Annotated in this window: 22 protein-coding genes; 6 read left to right on the forward strand and 16 right to left on the reverse strand. The window is 68.1% G+C overall.

All coding sequences use genetic code 11. The annotated features are described in order from the left end of the window. Positions 1-45: 45 nt before the first annotated feature. Complete coding sequence (xth, locus tag MTBLM5_RS14625; RefSeq protein WP_173976808.1) at positions 46-834, forward strand: exodeoxyribonuclease III; 789 nt, start codon at positions 46-48, stop codon at positions 832-834. On the opposite strand, the gene MTBLM5_RS14630 is transcribed toward xth, so the two are convergent. The 3 genes from MTBLM5_RS14630 to MTBLM5_RS14640 form a co-directional block, all read right to left on the reverse strand. Next, a complete protein-coding gene (locus tag MTBLM5_RS14630) occupies positions 831-1,178 on the reverse strand; it encodes a hypothetical protein (protein WP_173976809.1) in 348 nt (115 codons plus the stop codon). The genes xth and MTBLM5_RS14630 overlap by 4 nt on opposite strands. A 62-nt stretch (positions 1,179-1,240) precedes the next feature. Beyond that, positions 1,241-1,891: a hypothetical protein gene (locus MTBLM5_RS14635; RefSeq protein ID WP_173976810.1), complete on the reverse strand. Its 651-nt coding sequence runs from the start codon at positions 1,889-1,891 to the stop codon at positions 1,241-1,243. Positions 1,892-1,947: 56 nt separating this feature from the next. Next, positions 1,948-3,471, reverse strand: a complete 1,524-nt coding sequence (locus MTBLM5_RS14640; protein WP_173976811.1) for a YifB family Mg chelatase-like AAA ATPase — start codon at positions 3,469-3,471, stop codon at positions 1,948-1,950. A gap of 170 nt (positions 3,472-3,641) precedes the next feature. Between MTBLM5_RS14640 and MTBLM5_RS14645 the strand changes: the two genes are divergently transcribed. Continuing rightward, a complete protein-coding gene (locus MTBLM5_RS14645) occupies positions 3,642-5,150 on the forward strand; it encodes an ATP-binding protein (protein ID WP_173976812.1) in 1,509 nt (502 codons plus the stop codon). 83 nt (positions 5,151-5,233) lie between these two features. Here MTBLM5_RS14645 and gshB read toward each other — a convergent pair whose 3' ends face one another. From gshB to rsmI, 5 genes are read right to left on the reverse strand one after another with little or no spacing between them, the layout of a single operon-like run. Further along, a complete protein-coding gene (gene gshB, locus MTBLM5_RS14650) occupies positions 5,234-6,199 on the reverse strand; it encodes a glutathione synthase (RefSeq protein WP_173976813.1) in 966 nt (321 codons plus the stop codon). A 24-nt stretch (positions 6,200-6,223) separates the two neighbouring features. Beyond that, positions 6,224-6,925 (reverse strand): tetratricopeptide repeat protein, encoded by a 702-nt coding sequence (locus tag MTBLM5_RS14655; RefSeq protein WP_173976814.1) that lies wholly within the window; start codon positions 6,923-6,925, stop codon positions 6,224-6,226. Positions 6,926-6,929: 4 nt separating this feature from the next. Then, positions 6,930-7,535 (reverse strand): BON domain-containing protein, encoded by a 606-nt coding sequence (locus MTBLM5_RS14660; protein ID WP_173976815.1) that lies wholly within the window; start codon positions 7,533-7,535, stop codon positions 6,930-6,932. Positions 7,536-7,593: 58 nt separating this feature from the next. After that, entirely contained in the window at positions 7,594-7,962 is a 369-nt protein-coding gene (locus MTBLM5_RS14665; RefSeq protein WP_173976816.1) for a YraN family protein, read from the reverse strand. Further along, positions 7,959-8,912, reverse strand: coding sequence for a 16S rRNA (cytidine(1402)-2'-O)-methyltransferase (gene rsmI, locus MTBLM5_RS14670; protein WP_173976817.1), 954 nt, complete (start codon positions 8,910-8,912; stop codon positions 7,959-7,961). The genes MTBLM5_RS14665 and rsmI overlap by 4 nt, the downstream gene beginning before the upstream one ends. 125 nt (positions 8,913-9,037) lie before the next feature. On the opposite strand from rsmI, the gene MTBLM5_RS14675 reads away from it, so the two are divergent. Then, the gene (locus tag MTBLM5_RS14675; protein ID WP_173976818.1) at positions 9,038-10,369 is read left to right on the forward strand and encodes a penicillin-binding protein activator; all 1,332 of its coding nucleotides are present in this window, start codon (positions 9,038-9,040) and stop codon (positions 10,367-10,369) included. 5 nt (positions 10,370-10,374) lie between these two features. On the opposite strand, the gene hemW is transcribed toward MTBLM5_RS14675, so the two are convergent. From hemW to rph, 3 genes are read right to left on the reverse strand one after another with little or no spacing between them, the layout of a single operon-like run. Then, positions 10,375-11,535 carry a radical SAM family heme chaperone HemW gene (gene hemW / locus MTBLM5_RS14680; RefSeq protein ID WP_254431066.1) on the reverse strand — a complete coding sequence of 387 codons (1,161 nt, stop codon included), beginning with the start codon at positions 11,533-11,535 and terminating at the stop codon, positions 10,375-10,377. Continuing rightward, positions 11,523-12,116 (reverse strand): RdgB/HAM1 family non-canonical purine NTP pyrophosphatase, encoded by a 594-nt coding sequence (gene rdgB / locus MTBLM5_RS14685; protein WP_173976819.1) that lies wholly within the window; start codon positions 12,114-12,116, stop codon positions 11,523-11,525. Before rdgB ends, hemW begins: the two co-directional genes overlap by 13 nt. Positions 12,117-12,120: 4 nt before the next feature. Further along, positions 12,121-12,837 carry a ribonuclease PH gene (gene rph, locus MTBLM5_RS14690; RefSeq protein ID WP_173976820.1) on the reverse strand — a complete coding sequence of 239 codons (717 nt, stop codon included), beginning with the start codon at positions 12,835-12,837 and terminating at the stop codon, positions 12,121-12,123. Between the two features lie 136 nt (positions 12,838-12,973). Between rph and hrcA the strand changes: the two genes are divergently transcribed. From hrcA to MTBLM5_RS14705, 3 genes are read left to right on the forward strand one after another with little or no spacing between them, the layout of a single operon-like run. Beyond that, on the forward strand, positions 12,974-14,029 hold the full coding sequence (gene hrcA / locus MTBLM5_RS14695) for a heat-inducible transcriptional repressor HrcA (RefSeq protein WP_173976821.1): 1,056 nt from the start codon (positions 12,974-12,976) through the stop codon (positions 14,027-14,029). Positions 14,030-14,043: 14 nt separating this feature from the next. Next, positions 14,044-14,643 carry a nucleotide exchange factor GrpE gene (gene grpE, locus MTBLM5_RS14700; protein ID WP_173976822.1) on the forward strand — a complete coding sequence of 200 codons (600 nt, stop codon included), beginning with the start codon at positions 14,044-14,046 and terminating at the stop codon, positions 14,641-14,643. 10 nt (positions 14,644-14,653) lie between these two features. Next, the gene (locus MTBLM5_RS14705; protein ID WP_173976823.1) at positions 14,654-15,838 is read left to right on the forward strand and encodes a sorbosone dehydrogenase family protein; all 1,185 of its coding nucleotides are present in this window, start codon (positions 14,654-14,656) and stop codon (positions 15,836-15,838) included. Positions 15,839-15,851: 13 nt separating this feature from the next. Here the strand turns inward: MTBLM5_RS14705 and dapB are convergent, their stop codons facing one another. The 5 genes from dapB to dnaK all read right to left on the reverse strand — a co-directional run bounded on the left by dapB (position 15,852) and on the right by dnaK (position 20,412). Further along, positions 15,852-16,649, reverse strand: a complete 798-nt coding sequence (gene dapB, locus MTBLM5_RS14710; protein WP_173976824.1) for a 4-hydroxy-tetrahydrodipicolinate reductase — start codon at positions 16,647-16,649, stop codon at positions 15,852-15,854. 14 nt (positions 16,650-16,663) lie between these two features. Further along, positions 16,664-16,957 carry a CcdB family protein gene (locus tag MTBLM5_RS14715; RefSeq protein ID WP_173976825.1) on the reverse strand — a complete coding sequence of 98 codons (294 nt, stop codon included), beginning with the start codon at positions 16,955-16,957 and terminating at the stop codon, positions 16,664-16,666. Beyond that, positions 16,957-17,202, reverse strand: coding sequence for a type II toxin-antitoxin system CcdA family antitoxin (locus MTBLM5_RS14720; protein WP_173976826.1), 246 nt, complete (start codon positions 17,200-17,202; stop codon positions 16,957-16,959). Before MTBLM5_RS14720 ends, MTBLM5_RS14715 begins: the two co-directional genes overlap by 1 nt. Positions 17,203-17,261: 59 nt before the next feature. Further along, complete coding sequence (dnaJ, locus tag MTBLM5_RS14725; protein ID WP_173976827.1) at positions 17,262-18,422, reverse strand: molecular chaperone DnaJ; 1,161 nt, start codon at positions 18,420-18,422, stop codon at positions 17,262-17,264. Positions 18,423-18,489: 67 nt separating this feature from the next. Beyond that, positions 18,490-20,412, reverse strand: a complete 1,923-nt coding sequence (dnaK, locus tag MTBLM5_RS14730; protein WP_173976828.1) for a molecular chaperone DnaK — start codon at positions 20,410-20,412, stop codon at positions 18,490-18,492. Between the last annotated feature and the right edge of the window lie 47 nt (positions 20,413-20,459).

Genomic DNA, 20,459 nt, shown 5'->3' on the forward strand with positions numbered 1-20,459 from the left:
TCATGGTAGGACCTGGGCTCCGACTCTCTTGCGGAGCATGCCGTCTTGCGCCTGGTCACCTGGAACATCAACTCGCTGCGCCTGCGCATGGATTTGTTGCGCGACATCGTCGAGACCCTTCGTCCCGACGTGGTCTGCCTGCAAGAGATCAAGGTCGATGACCCGCTGTTCCCGCTGGACGATTGCCGCGGCCTGGGCTTCGACCATGTGCTGTTCAAGGGCATGAAAAGCTATAACGGCGTGGCCATCTTGTCGAAATCGCCGGCCCAGCCGGTCGCGCTGCCCGATTGGTGCGGCAAGGGCGATTGCCGCCACATTGCGGCGTGCATCGACGGGATCGAGGTGCACAGTCTGTACGTGCCGGCCGGCGGCGATGTGCCCGACCCCGACACCAACCCCAAATTCGCCCACAAGCTGGCCTTCCTGGACGAGCTGACCGCCTGGCTGCCAACCCGCTCTGGCGCCGCCGATCGGCTGGTCCTGGCCGGCGATTTCAACATCGCACCGCTGGAAACCGACGTGTGGTCGCATAAGCAATTGCTGTCCGTGGTCAGCCATACCCCGGTCGAGGTCGAGAAACTGGGCCGGCTGCAGGACTCGCTGGGCTGGGTCGATGCGGTGCGCCACTTCATTCCACCCACCGAACGGCTGTACACCTGGTGGTCCTATCGCTCGCCCGACTGGCAGAAGAACGATCGCGGCCGCCGCCTGGACCATGTGTGGGTGACGCCGGCCTTGAAGGATGGGCTTCGCTCGGCGCTGGTGGCGCGCGAATGCCGGCAATGGACCCAACCGTCCGACCATGTGCCGGTGCTGGTCGAGTTGGATCCTTAGCCCTTTCGCGGGTCGGCCGGGCGCTCCCAGCAAGCGGGATAACGGTCTTCCTGGTATTTGGCCATGGTGGTGGCGGTGATCACCGGCAGGGCGAACAGCACCAGGCCCAGCCATTTCGAGCGGCCGAACAGCGACAACAGGCAGCCGGCAAAGGCCAGACAGGTCATGCCCAGCCAGACCATGCCGATGGTGGCGAATTCGGTTTCCGAACAATTGCCGGCCGGCTGGCCGTCGATCATCTCGGTCTTCAGGCCGACATCGAGATGGGTGGCGATGAAGGCGAACAGCGCCAGCTCGATCGCCAACAACAACCGTGGAATCCAGATCCGTGCCGTATCGCCCATGGCCGCCCCCTTGGTGGAAGCGCCTTTTTATCCTGCTTTGGCGATGACCGACCCGACTTTGGTCAAGCCACGTTCAGGCCGCGTTGGGTTTCCAGCAAGGCCTGACGGACCAGGGCGATCTGCTCCAGGGTGGCCTGCGGGTGATCGACCAGCGGGCGGCCCATGATTTCCTGCCAATGGCGGGCGCCGTCATGGGTGCCGAGCAGGCGGGCGATGCGGGTCAGCGCCGTGCCCAGGGTCTTCAAGGCGCGGCTGTCGGAATAGAAATGGTCCCAGGTCAGATTGTTGCCATGCACCACCAGCAGCGCCTGGATGACGGCGCGGCAGACCTTTTCCCAGGCGTCGCGCTCGGGTTCGAGGGCCTGTTCGATGAAGGTGAAGTAATTGGCCAGAAGCGGGCGGGGGAAGGGCGGCGGATCGCCGAACAGCAGATGCTCGAACGGGCGGACCATCAGACGCTGGAACGGGTTCGAACGCGCGCCGACATTGCCCTTGGGCCTGCTGTGATCCTTGCGGCAACGTTCTTCCTGGGCCAGGAAGGCGGTGTCCATCGACATGGTGCCGCGGCGCACCAGGCTCAGCATGCGCTCGAGGTCGGCGACCTCGACCTTGCCATCGACGGCGCGGTCGCGGATCAGCGCCTGCACCACGTCGATGACGGTGGCGGAAATGGCATGGCAGGCCCGGCTGCCCGAACAGGACGGCGCACTCATGGCCCCACTGTGCGCAACCTGTGCGCAACACGCAACCAGACTTTCGGAGGTCCGGTCTATGCCCGACCCGGCATGACCCGGCGATAGGACAGCGCCTCGGCGATATGCAGGCGACGCACGGTCTCCGACCCGTCCAGGTCGGCCAGGGTGCGGGCCACCCGCAGCACCCGGTGATAGCCGCGCGCCGACAGCCGCATGCGCTCGGCCGCTTCGGTCAGCAGGGCGCGGCCGGCGGCATCGGGGCCGGCGATCTGTTCCAGCACGGCGCCGTCGGCCTGGGCGTTGGTGGTCAGGCCCTTGCCGGGCACCACAGCCTCGAACCGCTCGGCCTGGACGGCGCGGGCGGCGGCGACCCGGGCGGCGACCTCGGCCGAGCCCTCGGCCGGCGGCGGCAGCGACAGATCGGCCGGGTTGACCGCCGGCACCTCGACATGCAGGTCGATGCGGTCGAACAGCGGGCCGGAAATCTTCGATTGATACTCGGCCCCGCAGCGAGGCGCCTTGGTGCAGGCCAGGGAGGCGTCGCCCAGATGGCCGCAGCGGCACGGATTCATCGCCGCCACCAGCTGGATGCGGGCGGGATAGCTGACATGGGCGTTGGCCCGCGCCACCGTGGCGCGGCCCGATTCCAGCGGCTGGCGCAGGGCTTCAAGCGCGCCCCGCTGGAATTCCGGCAGCTCGTCCAGGAACAGCACCCCGGCATGGGCCAGCGACACCTCGCCCGGTCGGGCCCGTTGGCCGCCGCCGACCAGGGCCGGAACGGAGGCGGAATGGTGAGGGTCGCGAAAGGGCCGCCTGCGCAGCAGCCGTCCCCCGGCCAGTTGGCCGGCGACCGAGTGGATCTGGCTGACTTCCAGGGCCTCGGCGGCGGTCAAGGGCGGCAGCAGGCCGGGCAGGCGGGCCGCCAGCATCGACTTGCCCGAACCGGGCGGGCCGATCATCAGCAGATTGTGGCCGCCGGCCGCCGCCACCTCGAGGGCCCGCTTGGCGGTCTCCTGGCCCTTGACGTCACGAAGGTCGGGCAAGGGGCCGGCCTCGTCCTCCAGGCGCGGGGTGGGCCGGCTCAAGACCTGGGTGCCCTTGAAATGGTTGATCAGGGCCAGCAGGCTGGCGGGCGCCAGAATCTCGACATCGCCGGCCCAGGCCGCTTCCGGCCCCTGCGAGCCCGGGCAGATCAGCCCCTTGCCGGCCCCCAGGGCGGTGATCGCCGCCGGCAGCACCCCCGACACCGGGGCCAGGCTGCCATCCAGTCCCAGCTCGCCCAGCGACACGAAGCCGGCCACCTCGTCGGGTGGCAGCACCCCCATGGCGCCCAACAAACCCAGGGCGATGGGCAGGTCGAAATGGCTGCCTTCCTTCAACAGGTCGGCCGGGGCCAAATTGATGGTGATCCGCTTGGGCGGCAGCGCCAGGCCCAGCGCGTTGAAGGCGGCGCGCACCCGCTCGCGGCTTTCGCCGACCGCTTTGTCCGGCAGACCGACCAGGGTGAAAGCCGGCAGACCGTTGGCGATTTGCACCTGGACGTCGATGTCCAGGCACTCGATGCCCGAGAAGGCGACAGTGGGGGCGTGGGTGGTCATCGGCTCCCGACCCGGGTTGCATGCATTGTTGTTTTCCCCCGAAACACGTGTCCGCGCAAGCACGGTGCGAAGGCAATACCAGCACCCGCCATATGGTTGTAGGTCTTCCACCCCTGGGTTATGCTGAACCCCGCTGGGGGGCACCGAGCGCCATTGTGGAGCGAAAGCGCATGCGTGTTCCCGGGTTCAAGGTCGGGGTGGGAATGGTCGGCCTGTGGGCCGCCATCGCCGGCCTGTCGGCGTGGCACAATCTCGACATGCTGGACGATCAGGACCGCCAGGCGGCGCTGACGCGGGCGCGCATGGTGGTGACGGTGATCCAGACCACCCGACTGTGGACCGCCAAGCATGGCGGCGTCTATGTTCCGGCCACCGAGGCGACGCCGCCCAACCAATGGCTGGTCGATCCCCTGCGCGACGTCGAGATCAACGGCCGGCCTTTCACCAAGATCAACCCGTCCTACCTGACCCGCCAGGTCGCCGAGATGATCAATGCCGACGAGCGGCTGAATCTGCGCCTGACCAGCCGGCGGCCGATCCGGCCGGGCAACGCTCCCGACGCCTGGGAGGACCAGGCGCTGGTCGAGTTCGAGGCCGGCCTGGCCGAGAAGCTGGAGCTGGTCGCGGGCGCATCCGGCCCGGTCTATCGCTACATCTCGCGCATGCTGGTCGAGGAGCCGTGCCTGAAATGCCACGCCCCCCAGGGCTATCAGGTGGGCGACGTGCGCGGCGGCCTGTCGGTCAGCATTCCGCTGGCGGAATTCACCGTGGTCAGCGACCCGATCCGCCGTCAGATTCTGCTGGTGCACGGGCTGGGCTTCGTGCTGCTGGCCGGGGCCAGCCTGATCTTCCTGGCTCGCCTGCGCGAGAGCTGGCTGCGCCTGGACGCCGCCCGCGCCCTGCAGGAACGCATGGTCGCCGAGCGCACCACCGAATTGTCGGCGGCCAATGACGAGCTGGCCCGCTCGAACGCCGAGTTGGAACACTTCGCCTACATCGCCTCGCACGATCTGCAAGAGCCGTTGCGGATGATCGGGGCCTACGCCCAGCTGGTGGAAAAACGTTACGGCCCCGCCTTGGATCAGGACGGTCGTGAATTCCTGGCCTACCTGTCCGACGGCGCCGGCCGCATGAAGAACATGATCGACGACCTGCTGGCCTATTCCCGGGTCGGCCGCGCCGAGGCGTCCCTTGCTGATGTGTCGCTTGAGGATTTGTTAGCCAATGCGTTGATAAATTTGGATGCGGCCATCGCCGAATCGGGTGCGACCGTGGTCCGCACAACCCCCCTGCCGCAGGTCCGGGGGGCCGCGCCCCTGCTCGTTCGCCTGCTGCAGAACCTGATCGGCAATGCGCTGAAATACCGTCGCCCCGATCTGCCGCCCCGGGTAATGGTGACGGCCGAGCGGGCCGGACCAGAGTGGGTGGTCTCGGTCACCGACAACGGGATCGGCGTTCCGGCCGAGGCGCGGGAAAGAATTTTTCAGATTTTTCAAAGGCTTCATACCAAAGCGGCCTATCCGGGAACCGGCATCGGATTGGCCATCGCCAAGAAAATCGTCGAACGCCATGGCGGACGCATCTGGGTCGAGGAAGGACCGGCGGGAGGGTCGGTCTTCCGCTTCACCGTGCCGGCGGCGAGTCCGGATGTTGCATCAACGCAACAGGGTCGGCCCTAAAACTTCAAACGCAGTTGACTGAGAACTTCGTATGCAGTTTCTGCCTGCGTATGAAGGCACGACTGACTAACCTATTGTTTTTATTAGGCTGACGGCACCGAGCCGGAGGCAGCTCGGCGCAGTTCGATGGCGTCCCAGATCTGCGCCTCGATGTGAACATCGTCGAACCGGTTGATTTCCTGGATGCCGGTGGGCGAGGTCACGTTGATCTCGGTCAGGAAACCGCCGATGACGTCGATGCCCACGAACACCAGGCCCCGCGCCCGCAAGGTCGGGCCGATGGCCTCGCAGATCTCGCGATCGCGCGCGGTCAGATCGGCCTTCATCGCCCTGCCGCCGACATGCAGGTTCGAGCGGGCCTCGCCGGCCTGCGGCACCCGGTTGACCGCCCCGGCCGGCTGGCCATCCACCAGAATGATGCGCTTGTCGCCGTCGCGCACCGCCGGCAGGTATTGCTGGACGATCACCGGCTCGCGGTAAAGCTGGGTGAACAATTCCAAAAGGCTGCCCAGATTCTCGTCGTCGGGCTTGACGTGGAAGACGCCGGCCCCGCCGTTGCCGAACAACGGCTTCAAGACGATGTCCTTGTATTCCTTGCGAAATTCAACCACCTGCTGGGCGTCGGCGGTGATCAGGGTCGGCGGCATCAGCTTGGGGAAGTGGGTGACCAGCAGCTTTTCCGGGGCGTTTCGCACATGAACCGGATCGTTGACCACCAGGGTCGCCGGATGAATGTGCTCGAGCAGGTGGGTGGCGGTGATATAGGCCATGTCGAAGGGCGGGTCCTGGCGCATCAGCACCACGTCCATGGTGGCCAGATCGACCATCTGCGGCTGCCCTAAGGTGGCGTGGTTGCCGGCCTCGCGCCGCACCTCCAGCGCGCGTACCGAGGCCAGCACACGGCCGTTCTTCAAGGCCAGGGCACTGGGCAGGTAATGGTACAGGGCATGGCCGCGCCGTTGGGCCTCAAGCGCCAGCACGAAGGTCGAATCGGCATTGATGTTGATGGTCTCGATGGGGTCCATCTGGATGGCGACGGCAAGGCTCATGGACGTGGCTCCCAGGGGGCGGGGTCAGGGCAGTCGGACGCGAATCTGGGCCAGCAATTGGCTGGCCCGGCCGCGCGCCTGACCATTGTCGGTGCGGGTGACGAATTGTTCCAGGGCGGCGACGGCACCGGCCAGGTCACCCAGTCGCAGGCGCATCAGGCCCGATTCCCGCCACAGCTTGGCCTGATCGGGATCGACGCGCAAGGCGCCTTCCACGGCAAGAAGGGCGGCGGCGACGTCGCCGGCCTTCAACAGGCGCATTTTCAGCTGGCCTTGCAAGCGGACCAGCACCTGATCGTCGGACAGCGCCGCCAATTGGCCGGGGCCGGGCAGAATGCCGCCAAATCCGGCGGCCAGCACCCGCAGGTCAGGCGGGTCCAGTTCGCGTCCCTGTTGGCAGGGGTCCAGGATCGCCCGCCGCTCGCCGGTCAGCCGCACCAGCATGCGGCCGGGTAGGTCCACCGCCTCGGCGGCGATGGATTGGCGGCGAAAATATTCCAGCCACAAAATGGCCAGGCAGATGTCGCCGCCATGGCCCGATTCCAGGGTGGCGGCCAGATTGGCGGCCGCCGGGCCGCCGTCGTCGGCATGAATCAACGGGTGCGGGTCGGCCACCAGCCGATCGGCCCACCGCCCGGGCAAGCCACCGGGATCGGCCAGCACCAGCGCGCGTGCCGCCAGTCCATCCAATCCGGCCAAGGCCCAGAAGGGATCGGCGGCGGCCATGGATTTACCCGCCGGCGGCGCGGGCGGCGCCCTTCAGGCGGACATAGCTGACCACGCCCTTGACGTTGGAAATCTCGCGGGCATAGGCCATCACCCGCTGCAGCTCGCCTTCCGACTGGGCGATGCCCATCAGGTAGACGGTGCCGTCGGTGACATCGACGGTGAAGTTGATGTTGCGGATCTGCTTGTCGAACAGCAGCTTGGCCTTCAGTTCCTGCTGGATCCACACATCGCGGCCGTCGTCGATCAGCCCACTGCCGGCGGGGCGGACCAGCACCTCGTTATAGACCTCGCGCACGCCGGCCACCTGCCACACCAGCCGGGCGGCGTCGTCACGGTTGGCGTCGGTCGGCACCACCCCGGTCAGCAGCACCCGGCCCTCCGAGATGGTCAGGGTGACCTTGCGGAACATCTCGACATCGTGGCGGAACCACGCCTCGTTGATGGCGGCGCGGATCTTGGTGTCCTCCAGCGCGCCCTCGAGCCCGCGTTCCTCGGCGGCGGCGACGCCGGCGGTGGCCCCGGCACCGACCACGGCACCGGCGCAGCCCGCCAGCAGGCCGGCCGAGGCCATCAGAAACAAGGCGGGGACAAGCTGAGAGACGCGCATCGGGCGATCCTTACGGTGAATTGACCATGATCAGTCTAATGGTCGGCGGGCTTGGCGCTCAAGTCTCGAGGCGCCATGCATCGGCGATATGGCGCGGCAGCCGCCCGGGTGCCATCAGTATGGCGTCGAAACGATAGGTCAGGCCGTCCAATTCGGGATGCTCGGCCAGAAAGATCTCGGCACCGCGGGCGATGCGCCGCGTCTGCGCCGGGGTGATGGCCAGCGCCGCCAGATCGGCGTCGGAGCGGGCCTTGACCTCGACGAAGGCGATCACACTCCCTCGGCGGGCGACGATGTCGATCTCGCCGCCGCCGCTGCCCCGTCCGGCCCGATAGCGCCGGGCCAGGATGGCATAGCCCTTCAGGCGCAGCCACCAGGCCGCCCGATCCTCGGCCCGGGTGCCGCGCTGATGGTTGGTCGGGCTCACTCCTCGCCCATGGTGAACAGGCGCAGCGCCCGGGCATAGACGTCGCGGCGGGGAAAGCCGGTCTCGGCCGCCACCAGGGCGGCGGCGTCCTTGACGGTGGCACCGTCGGCGACGGCCTTGCGCAGGCGGTCGTCCAATTCGTCGGCGGTGGCCGGGCGGGCATCGTCGGGCGGGGCCACCACCACCACCACCTCGCCCTTGGGCGGCGCATCGGCATAGCGGTTGGCCAGGGCGAACAGGTCGCCGCGCGCCACTTCCTCGTGCAGCTTGGTCAGCTCGCGCGCCACCGCCGCCTCGCGGGCACCCAGCACGGCGGCCATGTCGGCCAGCGAGGCACCCAGCCGGTTGGGCGATTCGTAGAACATCAAGGTGGCCGGCACGGCGGCCAGCTCGCGCAGCGCCTGGCGCCGGGCGGTGGCCTTGGCCGGCAGGAAGCCGCCGAACAGGAAGCGGTCGTTGGGCAGACCCGACAGCTGCAGCGCGGTGATCATCGCCGAGGCGCCGGGCAGGGCGGTGACGGCGATATCCTCGGCGACACAGGCCCGGACCAGGCGATAGCCGGGGTCGGACACCAGCGGCGTGCCGGCATCGGACACCAGGGCCACCACCTTGCCGTCCTTCAGCTGGGAAATCAGGTGCGGGCGGGCGCGTTCGGCATTGTGCTCGTGATAGGGGGTCAGCGGCCGGTCCAGGCCCAGCTTGGTCATCAGCCCGCCGGTGACGCGGGTGTCCTCGCAGGCGACCAGATCGGCGGCGGCCAGCACCTCGACGGCGCGATAGGTGATGTCGCCCATGTTGCCGATGGGGGTGGCGATCAGGTACAGGCCGGGCGCCGGTTTACTTCCCGCCCTGGCCGGTCTACCTTCACGCGGATTCTTGATGTTTGTCCCACGGGAGGGTCGCTGTGCGGCGGGTTCCGTTCCGGTGGCGCCTGGTCGCTGCCTTGCCATTGCTCTCGGCTTTTCTGGTAAGCGGGTGTCAACAGGCAGACTTACCACCTTGGCTGACGGGAACCAAGCCCGCTCCGCAGGTCGAGGCGCCGCGCGCCCCGCTTCCGGCGTCCAGGCCCCAGGTCATGGTGCCGGCTCCGCCGCCGCCGGCCCCGCCGGTTCCGCCCGGCCGAGTGACCGCCGTGCCGCCGCCGCCCTCGGTCACGGTCGAGCCGCTGCCGGCACCGGGCGGGAAGGCCGACACGCTGTTTTCGCAGCCGCCGGTTCCCCCTCTGGCCCCCACCGAGCCGGCCATCGCGGCGCTGCCGCCCGCCGCGCCGCCCGCGTTGCTGCCGCCGTCGGTTTCCCGTCAGCTGGACAGGGACGAAGTCCGCGCCGCCCTTCTGGTCCCGCTGTCGGGCAGTTACGCCCCCTGGGGCCAGGCCTTGTCCAACGCCGCCCAGCTGGCTTTGTTCGAGGTGGCCGACCAAAAGCTCAACCTGATCCCGCTCGACACCCGCGGCACCCCCGAGGGTGCGGCCGAGGCCGCGCGCCAGGCTCTGACCCAAGGGGCGGACATCATCCTGGGCCCGCTCTTCTCGCCCGAGGTCAAGGCCGCCGGGCCGATCGCCCGCGAGCAGCGTGTGCCGATGATCGCCTTCACCACCGATCGATCCGCCGCCGGCCAGGGGGTCTATGCCCTGGGCTTCTTGCCGGATTCCCAGGTGTCCCGGGTGATCGGCCATGCCCGCACCCAGGGCAAGGAGCGCTTCGCCCTGCTGGCGCGGTCCGACGAATATGGCCGGTCGGTCGCCGAATCCTTCCGGGCCGCCGTGGCGGCGCAAGGCGGCAAGGTCGCCAAGGTCGAGTTCTACGATCCGTCGGCCGCCGATCTGACGGCGGTGGTCAAGCGCTTCACCGAGGTCGAATCGCGCACCCGGGGTCGGCCCAAGGATGCCCGCGCCGCCAAGGATCTGCCGCCGGTGCCGCCGCCGCCGTTCGATGCGGTGATGATTCCCGACGACGGCACCCGGCTGCGCCAGGTCGCCTCGCTGATCAGCTATTACGAGGTCGACCCCACCGACGTCCGTTTCCTCGGCACCATGTTGTGGGCCGATCCGCGCCTGGCGTCCGAGCCGGCCTTGCAGGGCGGCTGGTTCGCCGCCCCCCCGGTCGCCGCCCACCAGGATTTCGAGGCCCGCTATGGCCGCGCCTTCGGGCCGCTGCCGGTTCAGGTCGGCAATCTGGCCTCGATCGCCTATGACGCCACCGCCCTGGTCGGCGCCTTGACGCGGCAGAATCTGGATTTCTCGGACGCGACGCTGACCAATGCCGGCGGTTTCGCCGGGATCGACGGCTTGTTCCGCCTGCGACCCGACGGCACCAACGAGCGGGGCCTGGCGGTGCGCGAGGTGGCGCGCAGCGGGACCAAGGAAATCGGGCCGGCCCCGACCAGCTTCTTCATGCCGGGGCAGTAGAGGGTCTATCCCAGCAGCGCCCCGGTGACGCCGTTCAGCATCAGCAGGCCGGCGGCCGTGGCCCGCAAGCCGGTGGCGGTGCGGATGACGAAGCCGCCTTGCTCCATGCGGGCCAGGCCGGCCGGGTCGATCACCTGCCACAGGGACAGGCCGGCGGCGGCGGCGAAGGTGGCCGCGTCGATGCCGGCATTCAGGCGCAGGCCCATCATCACCAGCTCCTCGGCGCGGGTGCGCGCATCCAGAATCTCTTCCTCGGCGGTGCCGTGACCGTCCTTCTCCACGCCGTCCAGCCAGGCCCCGGGGTCGCGGCGCTGGGCCAGCGCGGTGTGATCGAGCCGGCCATGGGCGCCGGGCCCGATGCCGACATAATCGCCGCCCCGCCAATAGGTCAGGTTGTGGCGGCTTTCACCGCCCGGGCGGGCGTGGTTCGACACCTCATAGGCCGGCAGGCCGGCGCCTTCGCACATCTCTTGCGTCAGGCCGTAAAGGGCGGCGGCCTGGTCGTCCTCGGGCAGGACGAAGTCGCCGCGTTCATAGGCGGGCGCGAAGGCGGTGCCGTCCTCGATGGTCAGCTGATAAAGCGACAGATGGTCGCCGGCCATGGCCAGACCCTGGGCCAGCTCGGCCGCCCAGTCGGCCGGGGTCTGGCCGGGCCGGGCACAGATCAGGTCGAACGAATAGCGCTCGAACAGGCGGGACGCCAGGCCGACCGCCGCCTTGGCCTCGGCCGCCGAATGGCCGCGGCCCAGGAAGGCCAGGGCGCGGTCGTCCAGGGCCTGCACCCCGATGGACAGCCGATTGATGCCGGCGGCGCGGAAATCGGTGAAGCGTCCGGCCTCGGCGGTCGAGGGGTTGGCCTCTAAGGTGATCTCGATGTCGGGGGCGACGGTGAAATGGCCGGCCGCCGCCGCGATGATCGCCGCGATGGTGGCCGGTTCCATCAGGCTGGGGGTGCCGCCGCCGAAATAGATCGAGGTCAGCCGCCGCCCGGGGGCAAGGCGGGCGAAATGGGCCAGCTCGGTGACATAGGCCGCCCGCCAGCGACGGTGATCGACCGCCCCCATGGCCCGGCTGTTGAAGTCGCAATAGGGGCATTTCGACAGGCAGAACGGCCAATGGACATAAAGGCCAAAAGAATCGGCCGAAATCGCGGTCAGGCCAGACACGCCGCCACCAGCTTGCGGAAGGCGTCGGCGCGGTGGCTGATGGCATGCTTGGCCGCCGCCTCGATCTCGCCGAAGGTCAAGCTGGCCCCCGTCGGCACGAAAAACGGATCGTAGCCGAAACCATTGTTTCCGCGCGGCGGCCAGCAGATGGCACCCTCGACGGTGCCTTCGACGGTGACCATTTCGCCGTCCGGCCAGGCGACGCTCAGCGCGCAGACGAAGCGGGCCGAGCGGTCGGGATGGTCGCCCATCTTGTCGTGCACCAGGGCCATGGCGGCGGCGAAATCCTTGCCCGGTCCGGCCCAGCGCGCCGAATAGATGCCGGGATCGCCGCCCAGCGCATCGACCGCCAGACCGGAATCGTCGGCCAAGGCCGGCAGGCCGGCAGCCGATGCCGCCGCCTTGGCCTTCAGCTCGGCGTTTTCGACGAAGCTTGAGCCGGTTTCCTCGGGCTCGGGCAGGCCCAGGGCGCCGGCCGACACCACCTCGACGCCGTATGGCGCCAGCAATTCGCCGATCTCGCGGACCTTGCCCTGGTTGTGGCTGGCGATCACCAGCTTGCCGGTCAGGCGCCGCGCCATGGGGTTACAGCCCCACCGCGCGCTTCTGGTGCGCCACCAGCTCGGTCACGCCCTTTTCCGCCAGCTCCATCAGCTCGGCGAACTGGGCGCGGGTGAAGGGGCGTTCCTCGGCGGTGCCCTGGACCTCGACGATGCCGCCCGAGCCGGTCAGCACGAAATTGGCGTCGGCCTGGGCGTTGGAATCCTCGGGGTAATCCAGGTCCAGCACGGCGGTCCCTTCGAAGATGCCGCAGGAAATGGCCGCAACATGGTCGATCAGCGGCACGGCGGCCAGCTTGCCGTCGGCCACCAGCTTCTGGAAAGCCAGGTGCAGCGCCACCCAGGCGCCGGTGATCGAGGCGGTGCGGGTGCCGCCATCGGCCTGCAGCACGTCGCAATCGATCTTGATCTGCATCTCGCCCATGGCGACCAGGTCGGTGACGGCGCGCAAGGACCGGCCGATCAGGCGCTGGATTTCGTGGGTGCGGCCCGATTGCTTGCCCTTGGCGGCCTCGCGGTCGGTGCGCGAATGGGTCGAACGCGGCAGCATGCCGTATTCGGCGGTGACCCAGCCCTTGCCGGTATTGCGCAGGAACGGCGGCACCCGATCTTCCACCGAGGCGGTGCACAGGACGTGGGTATCGCCGAACTTGGCCAGGCACGAGCCCTCGGCATGCTTGGAAAAGCCGGGTTCCAGGGCGATCGCGCGCAGCTGGTCGAAGGTACGGCCTGACGGTCTCATCGGTGGGGTGTCCTTGGGTAAGGGGATCGATCTGGGGCGACCCTAAACAAGCGGCGCGGCGAATGAAACCCCCCAAAGTTGACGGATGGCCGAACCCTCACTAGATTCCGGGCGGATTTCGGCACCCGAGGCCCCCATGATACGCGGCAGGACACCGGCGATCACCGAGCTGAACGAACGCTCGCGCGAGATATTTCGCCACATCGTCGATGCCTATGTGCATACCGGCGAACCCATCGGCTCGCGTACGCTGTCGCGGCGGCTGCCGGCCGGGCTGTCGCCGGCCACCATCCGGAACGTCATGGCCGATCTCGAGGATCTGGGCCTGCTCTATGCGCCGCACACCTCGGCCGGGCGGCTGCCGACCCAGGCCGGCATGCGGCTGTTCGTCAACGGCCTGCTGGAAGTGGGCGGCCTGGCCGACGAGGAACGCAGCCGGCTCGACGCCCAGGCCCAGGCCATGGGGCGCAGCGTCGAGCAATTGCTGTCGGAAGCCATCGGCACCCTGTCGGGCCTGTCGCGCTGCGCCGGCATGGTGGTGGCGCCGAAGATGCAGCGCAATCTCAAGCATCTGGAATTCGTCTGGCTGGGTCGCGGCCGCGCCTTGGTGGTGCTGGTGACCGAGGACGGGTTGGTGGAAAACCGGCTGGTCGATCTGCCGGAAGGGGTCGAGCCCCAGGCCCTGGTCGAGGCCACCAACTTCCTCAACCACCGTCTGGCCGGTCATACCCTGGACGAGGTCCGCGAGGACGTGCTGGCCGAGCTGGAACACCAGCGCCATCAGCTGGACGCCCTGACCAGGCGGGTGGTCGAGGCCGGCCTGGCCACCTGGTCGGGCGACGCCCAGCGCAGCGCCCTGATCGTGCGCGGCCAGTCGCATTTGTTGGAAGACGTCACCGCCGTCGAGGATCTGGAACGCATTCGCGGGCTGTTCGACGCGTTGGAGACCTCGGAACGCTTTCTCGGTATCCTGGAAATGACCACCAAGGCCGAGGGCGTACAAATCTTCATCGGATCGGAAAACGATCTGTTCGGCGTCTCGGGCTGCTCTATGATCGTCGCACCTTACCGCGACGCCCGCGAGCAGATCGTCGGCGCCATCGGCGTGATCGGCCCGCAGCGGCTGAATTTCGCCCGCATCATCCCCCTGGTCGACTACACGGCAAAAGTGGTCGGCCGCATCATCGGTTAAGAGAGACGGATTTCATGAGCGAGACCCAGACCCCCGAACAGACCAACCCCGCCCCGGCCGAGGCCCCCGCCGAGGCTGCCGCCCCCGCCCCGGAAGCCCAGCCGACCGACAAGCTGGCCGAGCTGGAAGCCGAGGTGGCGCGTCTGAAGAACGAGGTTCTCTACGCCCGCGCCGACACCGAGAACGTCCGCCGCCGCCTGGAACAGCAGGCCGAGGATCGCGGCAAGTACGCCGTCGGCCAGTTCGCCAAGGACGTTTTGTCGGTGGCCGACAATCTGCGCCGCGCGCTGGATGCGGTGCCGCCGGCGGCGCGCGAAGGCAACGACATCGCCAACACCCTGACGGTCGGCGTCGAGATGACCGAGCGCGAGCTGCTGGGCACCTTCGAACGCTACGGCATCCGACAGGTGGCCGCGCTGGGCACCCGCTTCGATCCCAATTTCCATCAGGCGATGATGGAAATGGAAGACACCACCCAGCCGGAAGGCACGGTGGTCATGGTGATGCAGCAGGGCTATCAGATTCATGACCGCCTGTTGCGCCCGGCCCTGGTCGCCGTCTCGAAGGGCGGCCCCAAGACCCCGCCCGGCGAGCAGCTCGACACCAACGTCTAGGCGGTCCCACATGGCGTGGCGGCTGGTCTGTGTCCTGCTGTTGCTGGCCGCCGCCGCCCCGGTGGCGGCGGCCGACCTGGCGCCGCTGACCCGCTTCCACGTCCATTTCACCGATCTGCCCCAGCCCTTCGCGACGCCGTCCAAGGCCAATCCCGCCGATGTCGTTGCGCGTCCGGAACAGGCGGCCCTCGAGCTGCCGCCGGGTTACGCCGCCACCTTGTTCGCCGACCGGCTGGATCATCCGCGCAATCTGCTGGTACTGCCCGACGGCGCGCTGTTGGTGGCCGAGCAGCGGATGGACAAGCTGACCCGCCTGGTCGATGCCGACGGCGACGGAATGGCCGAGACCCGTGCCACCTTCGCCACCGGCTTTTCCGAACCGTTCGGCCTGGCCTTCCATGACGGGCAGGTGTGGGTGGCCGACACCAGGGCGGTGTGGCGCGCGGCCTGGAGCGACGGCCAGGAGCGGGCCGACAGCTGGGTCCAGGTCACCCCGCCCGGCGCCCTGGGCGATGATCGAGGTCATAGTACGCGCTCGCTGGCCATCCATCCCGATGGCAGCCGCTTCTATGTCGGCATCGGCTCGCGCGCCAATATCGCCGAGGAAGCGGCGCCGCGCGCCACCGTGCGGGAATTTCGCATCGACGGCAGCCATGGGCGCACTTTCGCAAGTGGGTTACGCAATCCGGTCGGCCTGGCCTTCCGCCCCGGCAGCAGCGATTTGTGGACAGTGGTCAACGAACGCGACGGGTTGGGCGACGAGCTGGTGCCGGATTATCTGGCCCGGCTTGAGGACGGGGCGTTCTTCGGCTGGCCCTATGCCTATATCGGCCCCAATCCGCAGCCAGGTTTTGCAAGCCGGGCGCCCGGTCTGGTGGTGAAAAGCCGGGTGCCGGACGTCCTGTTTCGCGCCCATTCGGCGCCGCTGGGGCTGGCCTTCGCCGACGGGTTCGCCTATGTCGCCCTGCACGGGTCGTGGAACCGGTCCGAGCCGATCGGCACTGTCGTCGCCCGGGTTCCCTTCGTCAACGACCACCCGCTGGGTCCATACGAGGTGTTCGCCTCGGGCTTCATGGTGGCGCCCGGCAAGGTGTGGGGCCGGCCGGTCGGCCTGGCCTTCGGCCCCGACGGCGCCCTGTATGTGGCCGACGATGCCGGCCGCACGGTGTGGAAGATCACCCAAAGCGCGCCATAACCCCGCGCGGCGCCTATAACCCCAACACGTCGCGCATGGAATAAAGGCCGGGCTTGGCCGATCCCGCCCAGCGGGCGGCGCGCACCGCGCCCTTGGCGAACACCGCGCGGCTGGCGGCCTTGTGGGTCAGCTCGACGCGCTCTTCCTCGGCGGCGAACATCACCGTGTGGTCGCCGACCACGTCGCCGCCGCGCAGGGTGGCGAAGCCGATCTCGCCCTTGGGGCGCGCCCCGGTATGGCCGTCGCGGGACTTGCACCACACCTGATCCAGCGCGACGCCGCGCCCCTTGGCTGCCGACCGGCCCAGGCCCAGGGCGGTGCCCGACGGCGCGTCGACCTTGCGCCGATGATGCATCTCGACAATTTCGATATCGTAATCATCCCCCAGGATGGCGGCGGCCCGCTCGGTCAGGGCCATCAGCAGATTGACGCCGACGCTGAAATTGGGGGCATAGATGATGGTGGTCTTGCGGGCGGCCTGGGCCAGGACGGCCTCGTCTTCCTTGGTCAATCCGGTGGTGCCGACCACCAGGATCTTGCCCAGTTCGGCGGCCAGCGCCGCATGGGCCACGGTGGCGGCCGGCGCGGTGAAGTCGATGATGGCGTCGCAGGCGGCGAACAGCGCCTTGGCATCTTGGCCTACGGTCAGGCCCAGGGGCGCGCGGCCCAGCAGAGTGCCCAGATCCTGGCCGGCCTGGTCCGAGCCGGGGCGGTCGGTGCCGCCGGCAAGCTGGCAGCCCGGGGCCTCCAGCACCGCATTCATCAACATCCGCCCCATGCGGCCGGCGCAGCCGACGATTCCGATCTTCATGATGTGCCTTACCTTCAAATGCCGGTGAACAGGAAATCCAGGGCGTTGATGATATCCGAACGATGGGCATCGACAGAGCCGACGCGGCGTCCGATCCGGTCCTTGGTCACCGCCGCCAGATGGTTGGTCACCAGGACGTACGGACTATCGTCGAGCAGGCAGACCGGGTGTAAATGGCGGGCGGGGACCGGCCAGTCCTCCGCCGGGACCAGTGGCGCGGCCACAACCACGTTGAGCTCGCCGATCATGTCCGATTGCAAGATCACCAGCAGCGGCCCCGAGGATTGATGGACGTCGAACTGGTGCATCAGAACATCCGAAGCCCGTCGCTCCACATGCCATGCCGCTCGACATGGCGGTTGTGTGCCTCAATGGCCTCGCGGTTCTCCTCGCTCCACGCCTTGCTCCTGGCCTCGCGCACCAGTTGGGCCAATTGGCCCTCCAAGGCCTGGCTCAGATTGATGCCCAAGTCCTTGGCCTGGGCCAGCAGGTCCTGGTTGACGCTGACGTTGCACGCCTTCTTGGGCGCCTTGGGATCGAACAGGGCGTTCATGGCGAAACCTCATGGTCCATGCGCATACCATATACGCATGGCGTCGCCAGCGGCAAGTCCTACTCGGTCAGATCCTTCCACAGCTCCTTGACCTTCGAGAAGAAGCCGTGGGATTCCGGGCTGTGCTTGGCGGTGTCGTCGTCGCCGGCACGATCGAACTCCTCCAGCAGCTCGCGCTGGCGGGCGGTCAGGTTGACCGGGATCTCGACCATCGCCTGGATGAACATGTCGCCGCGGGCCGGGCTGCGCAGCACGCTCATGCCCTTGTTCTTCAGGCGGAACTGGTTGCCGGTCTGGGTGCCGGCCGGGATCGACACCTTGGTCATGGTGCCCTCGATGGTCGGCACCTCGATCGAGCCGCCCAGCGCCGCCACCGTCATCGGAATCGGCACCCGGCAATAGATGTTGGCGCCGTCGCGCTGGAACAGGCGATGCGCCCGGATCGCCAGGAACAGGTAAAGGTCGCCCGGCGGCGAGCCGCGCATGCCGGCCTCGCCCTCGCCGGCCAGGCGGATGCGGGTGCCGTCCTCGACGCCCGGCGGGATGGTGACGTTCAGGGTCTTGTCCTTGCGGACCCGCCCGGCGCCCGAGCACACCCGGCAGGGGTCCTTGATCACCCGGCCCATGCCCTGGCAGGTCGGGCAGGTGCGTTCGATGGTGAAGAAACCCTGCTGGGCGCGGACCTTGCCGGCGCCGTGACAGGTGATGCAGGCCACCGGCTGGGCGCCGTCCTTGCCGCCGGTACCCTGGCAGGCATCGCACGGGGCCGAGGACGGCACGGTGACGGTGGCCGCCTTGCCGGCATAGGCCTCTTCCAGGCTGATTTCCATGTTGAAGCGCAGATCGGCGCCGCGGCCTTGCGACTGGCCGCGCCGGCCGCCGCCCATGAACTCGCCGAACATCTCCTCGAACAGGTCCGAGAAGCCGCCGCCGCCGCCGCCGCCGCCGCCGAAATCGAAGCCACCGAAGCCGCCGCCCGGGCCGCCGCGTCCGCCCTCGAAGGCGGCGTGGCCGAAGCGGTCATAGGCGGCCCGCTTCTGCTCGTCCTTCAAGACGTCATAGGCTTCGTTCAGTTCCTTGAACTTGTCGGCGGCCGACGGATCATCCGGGTTGCGATCCGGGTGATAGAGCATCGCCAGCTTGCGATAGGCCTTCTTCAGATCGTCCGCCGAGGCGCCCTTCTCGGCGCCCAGAACCTCGTAATAATCGCGCTTGCTCATGCCGCCCGCCGCCGCCTTCTGTCAGGGCCGCCATCCCGGCCAAGGACCGGGATGGCGGGGGTCCCTCTTACTTGTGCTTCTTGTCGCCGTCGACTTCCTCGAAGTCGGCGTCCACGACCTTGCCGTCCGGGCCGCCCTGGTCGGCGGCACCGGCACCGGCACCGGCCTCGGCGGCACCTGCGGCTTCCTGGGCCTTGTACATCGCCTCGCCCAGCTTCATCGAGGCCTGCATCAGGGCGTCGGTGCGGGACTTGATGACCTCGGCATCCTCGCCGTCCATCACTTCGCGCAAGGACGCGATGGCGGTCTCGATGTCCTTCTTGAGCGCAGGGTCGGCCTTGTCGCCGAATTCCTTCAGGCTCTTTTCGGTCGAGTGGATCAGCGAATCGGCCTGGTTGCGGGCCTCGACGGCTTCCTTGCGCTTGCGGTCGTCGGCGGCGTGGGCCTCGGCTTCCTTGACCATGCGCTCGATGTCGCCGTCCGACAGCCCGCCCGAAGCCTGGATGCGGATCTGCTGTTCCTTGTTGGTGGCCTTGTCCTTGGCCGACACGTTGACGATGCCGTTGGCGTCGATGTCGAAGGTCACCTCGACCTGCGGCACGCCGCGCGGGGCCGGCGGAATGCCCATCAGGTCGAACTGGCCCAGGATCTTGTTGTCGGCGGCCATCTCGCGCTCGCCCTGGAAGACGCGGATGGTGACGGCGGTCTGGTTGTCCTCGGCGGTCGAGAACACCTGGCTCTTGCGGGTGGGGATGGTGGTGTTGCGGTCGATCAGGCGGGTGAACACACCGCCCAGGGTCTCGATGCCGAGCGACAGGGGGGTGACGTCGAGCAGCAGGACGTCCTTGACCTCGCCCTTCAGCACGCCGCCCTGGATGGCGGCGCCGACGGCGACCACCTCGTCGGGGTTGACGCCCTTGTGGGGCTCGCGGCCGAAGAATTCCTTCACCACTTCCTGGATCTTGGGCATGCGGGTCATGCCGCCGACCAGGATGACCTCGTCGATCTCGCTGGCCTTGAGGCCGGCATCCTTCAGCGCCGCCTTGCAGGGCTCGACCGTGCGGGCGACCAGATCCTCGACCAGGGCCTCCAGCTTCGAGCGGGTCAGCTTGATGTTCAGATGCTTCGGGCCCGAGGCGTCGGCGGTGATGAACGGCAGGTTGACCTCGGTCTGCATCGAGGACGACAGCTCGATCTTGGCCTTCTCGGCGGCTTCCTTCAGGCGCTGCAGGGCCAGGCGGTCGCCGCGCAGGTCGATGCCCTGTTCCTTTTTGAACTCGTCGGCCAGGTAATCGATGATGCGGGCGTCGAAATCCTCGCCGCCCAGGAAGGTGTCGCCGTTGGTCGACTTGACCTCGAACACGCCGTCGCCGATTTCCAGCACCGAGACGTCGAAGGTGCCGCCACCCAGGTCATAGACCGCGACGATGCCCGAGCCCTTCTTCTCCATGCCGTAAGCCAGGGCGGCGGCGGTCGGCTCGTTGATGATGCGCAGCACTTCCAGGCCGGCGATGCGGCCGGCATCCTTGGTGGCCTGGCGCTGGGCGTCGTTGAAATAGGCCGGCACGGTGATGACGGCCTGGGTCACGGTCTCGCCCAGATAGGCTTCGGCGGTTTCCTTCATCTTCATCAAGATGAAGGCCGAGATCTGGCTGGGGCTCTGCTTCTTGTCGCCGGCCTCGACCCACGCATCGCCATTGTCGCCGTTGACGATGTGATAGGGGACCAGGTTCATGTCCTTCTTGGTGATCGGGTCCTCGAAGCGGCGCCCGATCAGGCGCTTGATGGCGAACAAGGTATTGGTCGGGTTGGTCACCGCCTGGCGCTTGGCCGGCTGGCCGACGAGACGCTCGCCGGAATCGGCGAAAGCCACCATCGACGGCGTGGTGCGCATGCCTTCGGCGTTCTCGATGACGCGGGCGCTCTTGCCCTCCATCACCGCGACGCAGGAATTGGTGGTGCCCAGGTCGATACCGATAACTTTGCTCATGTCGTCCTCTCGCGCTCAGGCCGCCTTGATGCGGTCCGAAAAATCCG

Origin of the sequence: Magnetospirillum sp. LM-5 (genome assembly GCF_902729445.1) — a bacterium.
Taxonomy (GTDB): domain Bacteria; phylum Pseudomonadota; class Alphaproteobacteria; order Rhodospirillales; family Magnetospirillaceae; genus Magnetospirillum.

Coding starts and splice junctions, on each gene's coding strand:
- dapB (WP_173976824.1), bottom strand. CDS start 16,649: ATGAAGATCGGAATCGTCGGCTGCGCCGGCCGCATGGGGCGGATGTTG.
- MTBLM5_RS14635 (WP_173976810.1), bottom strand. CDS start 1,891: ATGAGTGCGCCGTCCTGTTCGGGCAGCCGGGCCTGCCATGCCATTTCC.
- dnaK (WP_173976828.1), bottom strand. CDS start 20,412: ATGAGCAAAGTTATCGGTATCGACCTGGGCACCACCAATTCCTGCGTC.
- MTBLM5_RS14705 (WP_173976823.1), top strand. CDS start 14,654: ATGGCGTGGCGGCTGGTCTGTGTCCTGCTGTTGCTGGCCGCCGCCGCC.
- MTBLM5_RS14640 (WP_173976811.1), bottom strand. CDS start 3,471: ATGACCACCCACGCCCCCACTGTCGCCTTCTCGGGCATCGAGTGCCTG.
- MTBLM5_RS14655 (WP_173976814.1), bottom strand. CDS start 6,925: ATGGCCGCCGCCGATCCCTTCTGGGCCTTGGCCGGATTGGATGGACTG.
- rph (WP_173976820.1), bottom strand. CDS start 12,837: ATGAGACCGTCAGGCCGTACCTTCGACCAGCTGCGCGCGATCGCCCTG.
- rsmI (WP_173976817.1), bottom strand. CDS start 8,912: ATGGCAAGGCAGCGACCAGGCGCCACCGGAACGGAACCCGCCGCACAG.
- rdgB (WP_173976819.1), bottom strand. CDS start 12,116: ATGGCGCGGCGCCTGACCGGCAAGCTGGTGATCGCCAGCCACAACCAG.
- MTBLM5_RS14720 (WP_173976826.1), bottom strand. CDS start 17,202: ATGAACGCCCTGTTCGATCCCAAGGCGCCCAAGAAGGCGTGCAACGTC.
- gshB (WP_173976813.1), bottom strand. CDS start 6,199: ATGAGCCTTGCCGTCGCCATCCAGATGGACCCCATCGAGACCATCAAC.
- MTBLM5_RS14645 (WP_173976812.1), top strand. CDS start 3,642: ATGCGTGTTCCCGGGTTCAAGGTCGGGGTGGGAATGGTCGGCCTGTGG.
- MTBLM5_RS14660 (WP_173976815.1), bottom strand. CDS start 7,535: ATGCGCGTCTCTCAGCTTGTCCCCGCCTTGTTTCTGATGGCCTCGGCC.
- dnaJ (WP_173976827.1), bottom strand. CDS start 18,422: ATGAGCAAGCGCGATTATTACGAGGTTCTGGGCGCCGAGAAGGGCGCC.
- MTBLM5_RS14675 (WP_173976818.1), top strand. CDS start 9,038: ATGGTGCCGGCTCCGCCGCCGCCGGCCCCGCCGGTTCCGCCCGGCCGA.
- MTBLM5_RS14715 (WP_173976825.1), bottom strand. CDS start 16,957: ATGCACCAGTTCGACGTCCATCAATCCTCGGGGCCGCTGCTGGTGATC.
- MTBLM5_RS14630 (WP_173976809.1), bottom strand. CDS start 1,178: ATGGGCGATACGGCACGGATCTGGATTCCACGGTTGTTGTTGGCGATC.
- hrcA (WP_173976821.1), top strand. CDS start 12,974: ATGATACGCGGCAGGACACCGGCGATCACCGAGCTGAACGAACGCTCG.
- grpE (WP_173976822.1), top strand. CDS start 14,044: ATGAGCGAGACCCAGACCCCCGAACAGACCAACCCCGCCCCGGCCGAG.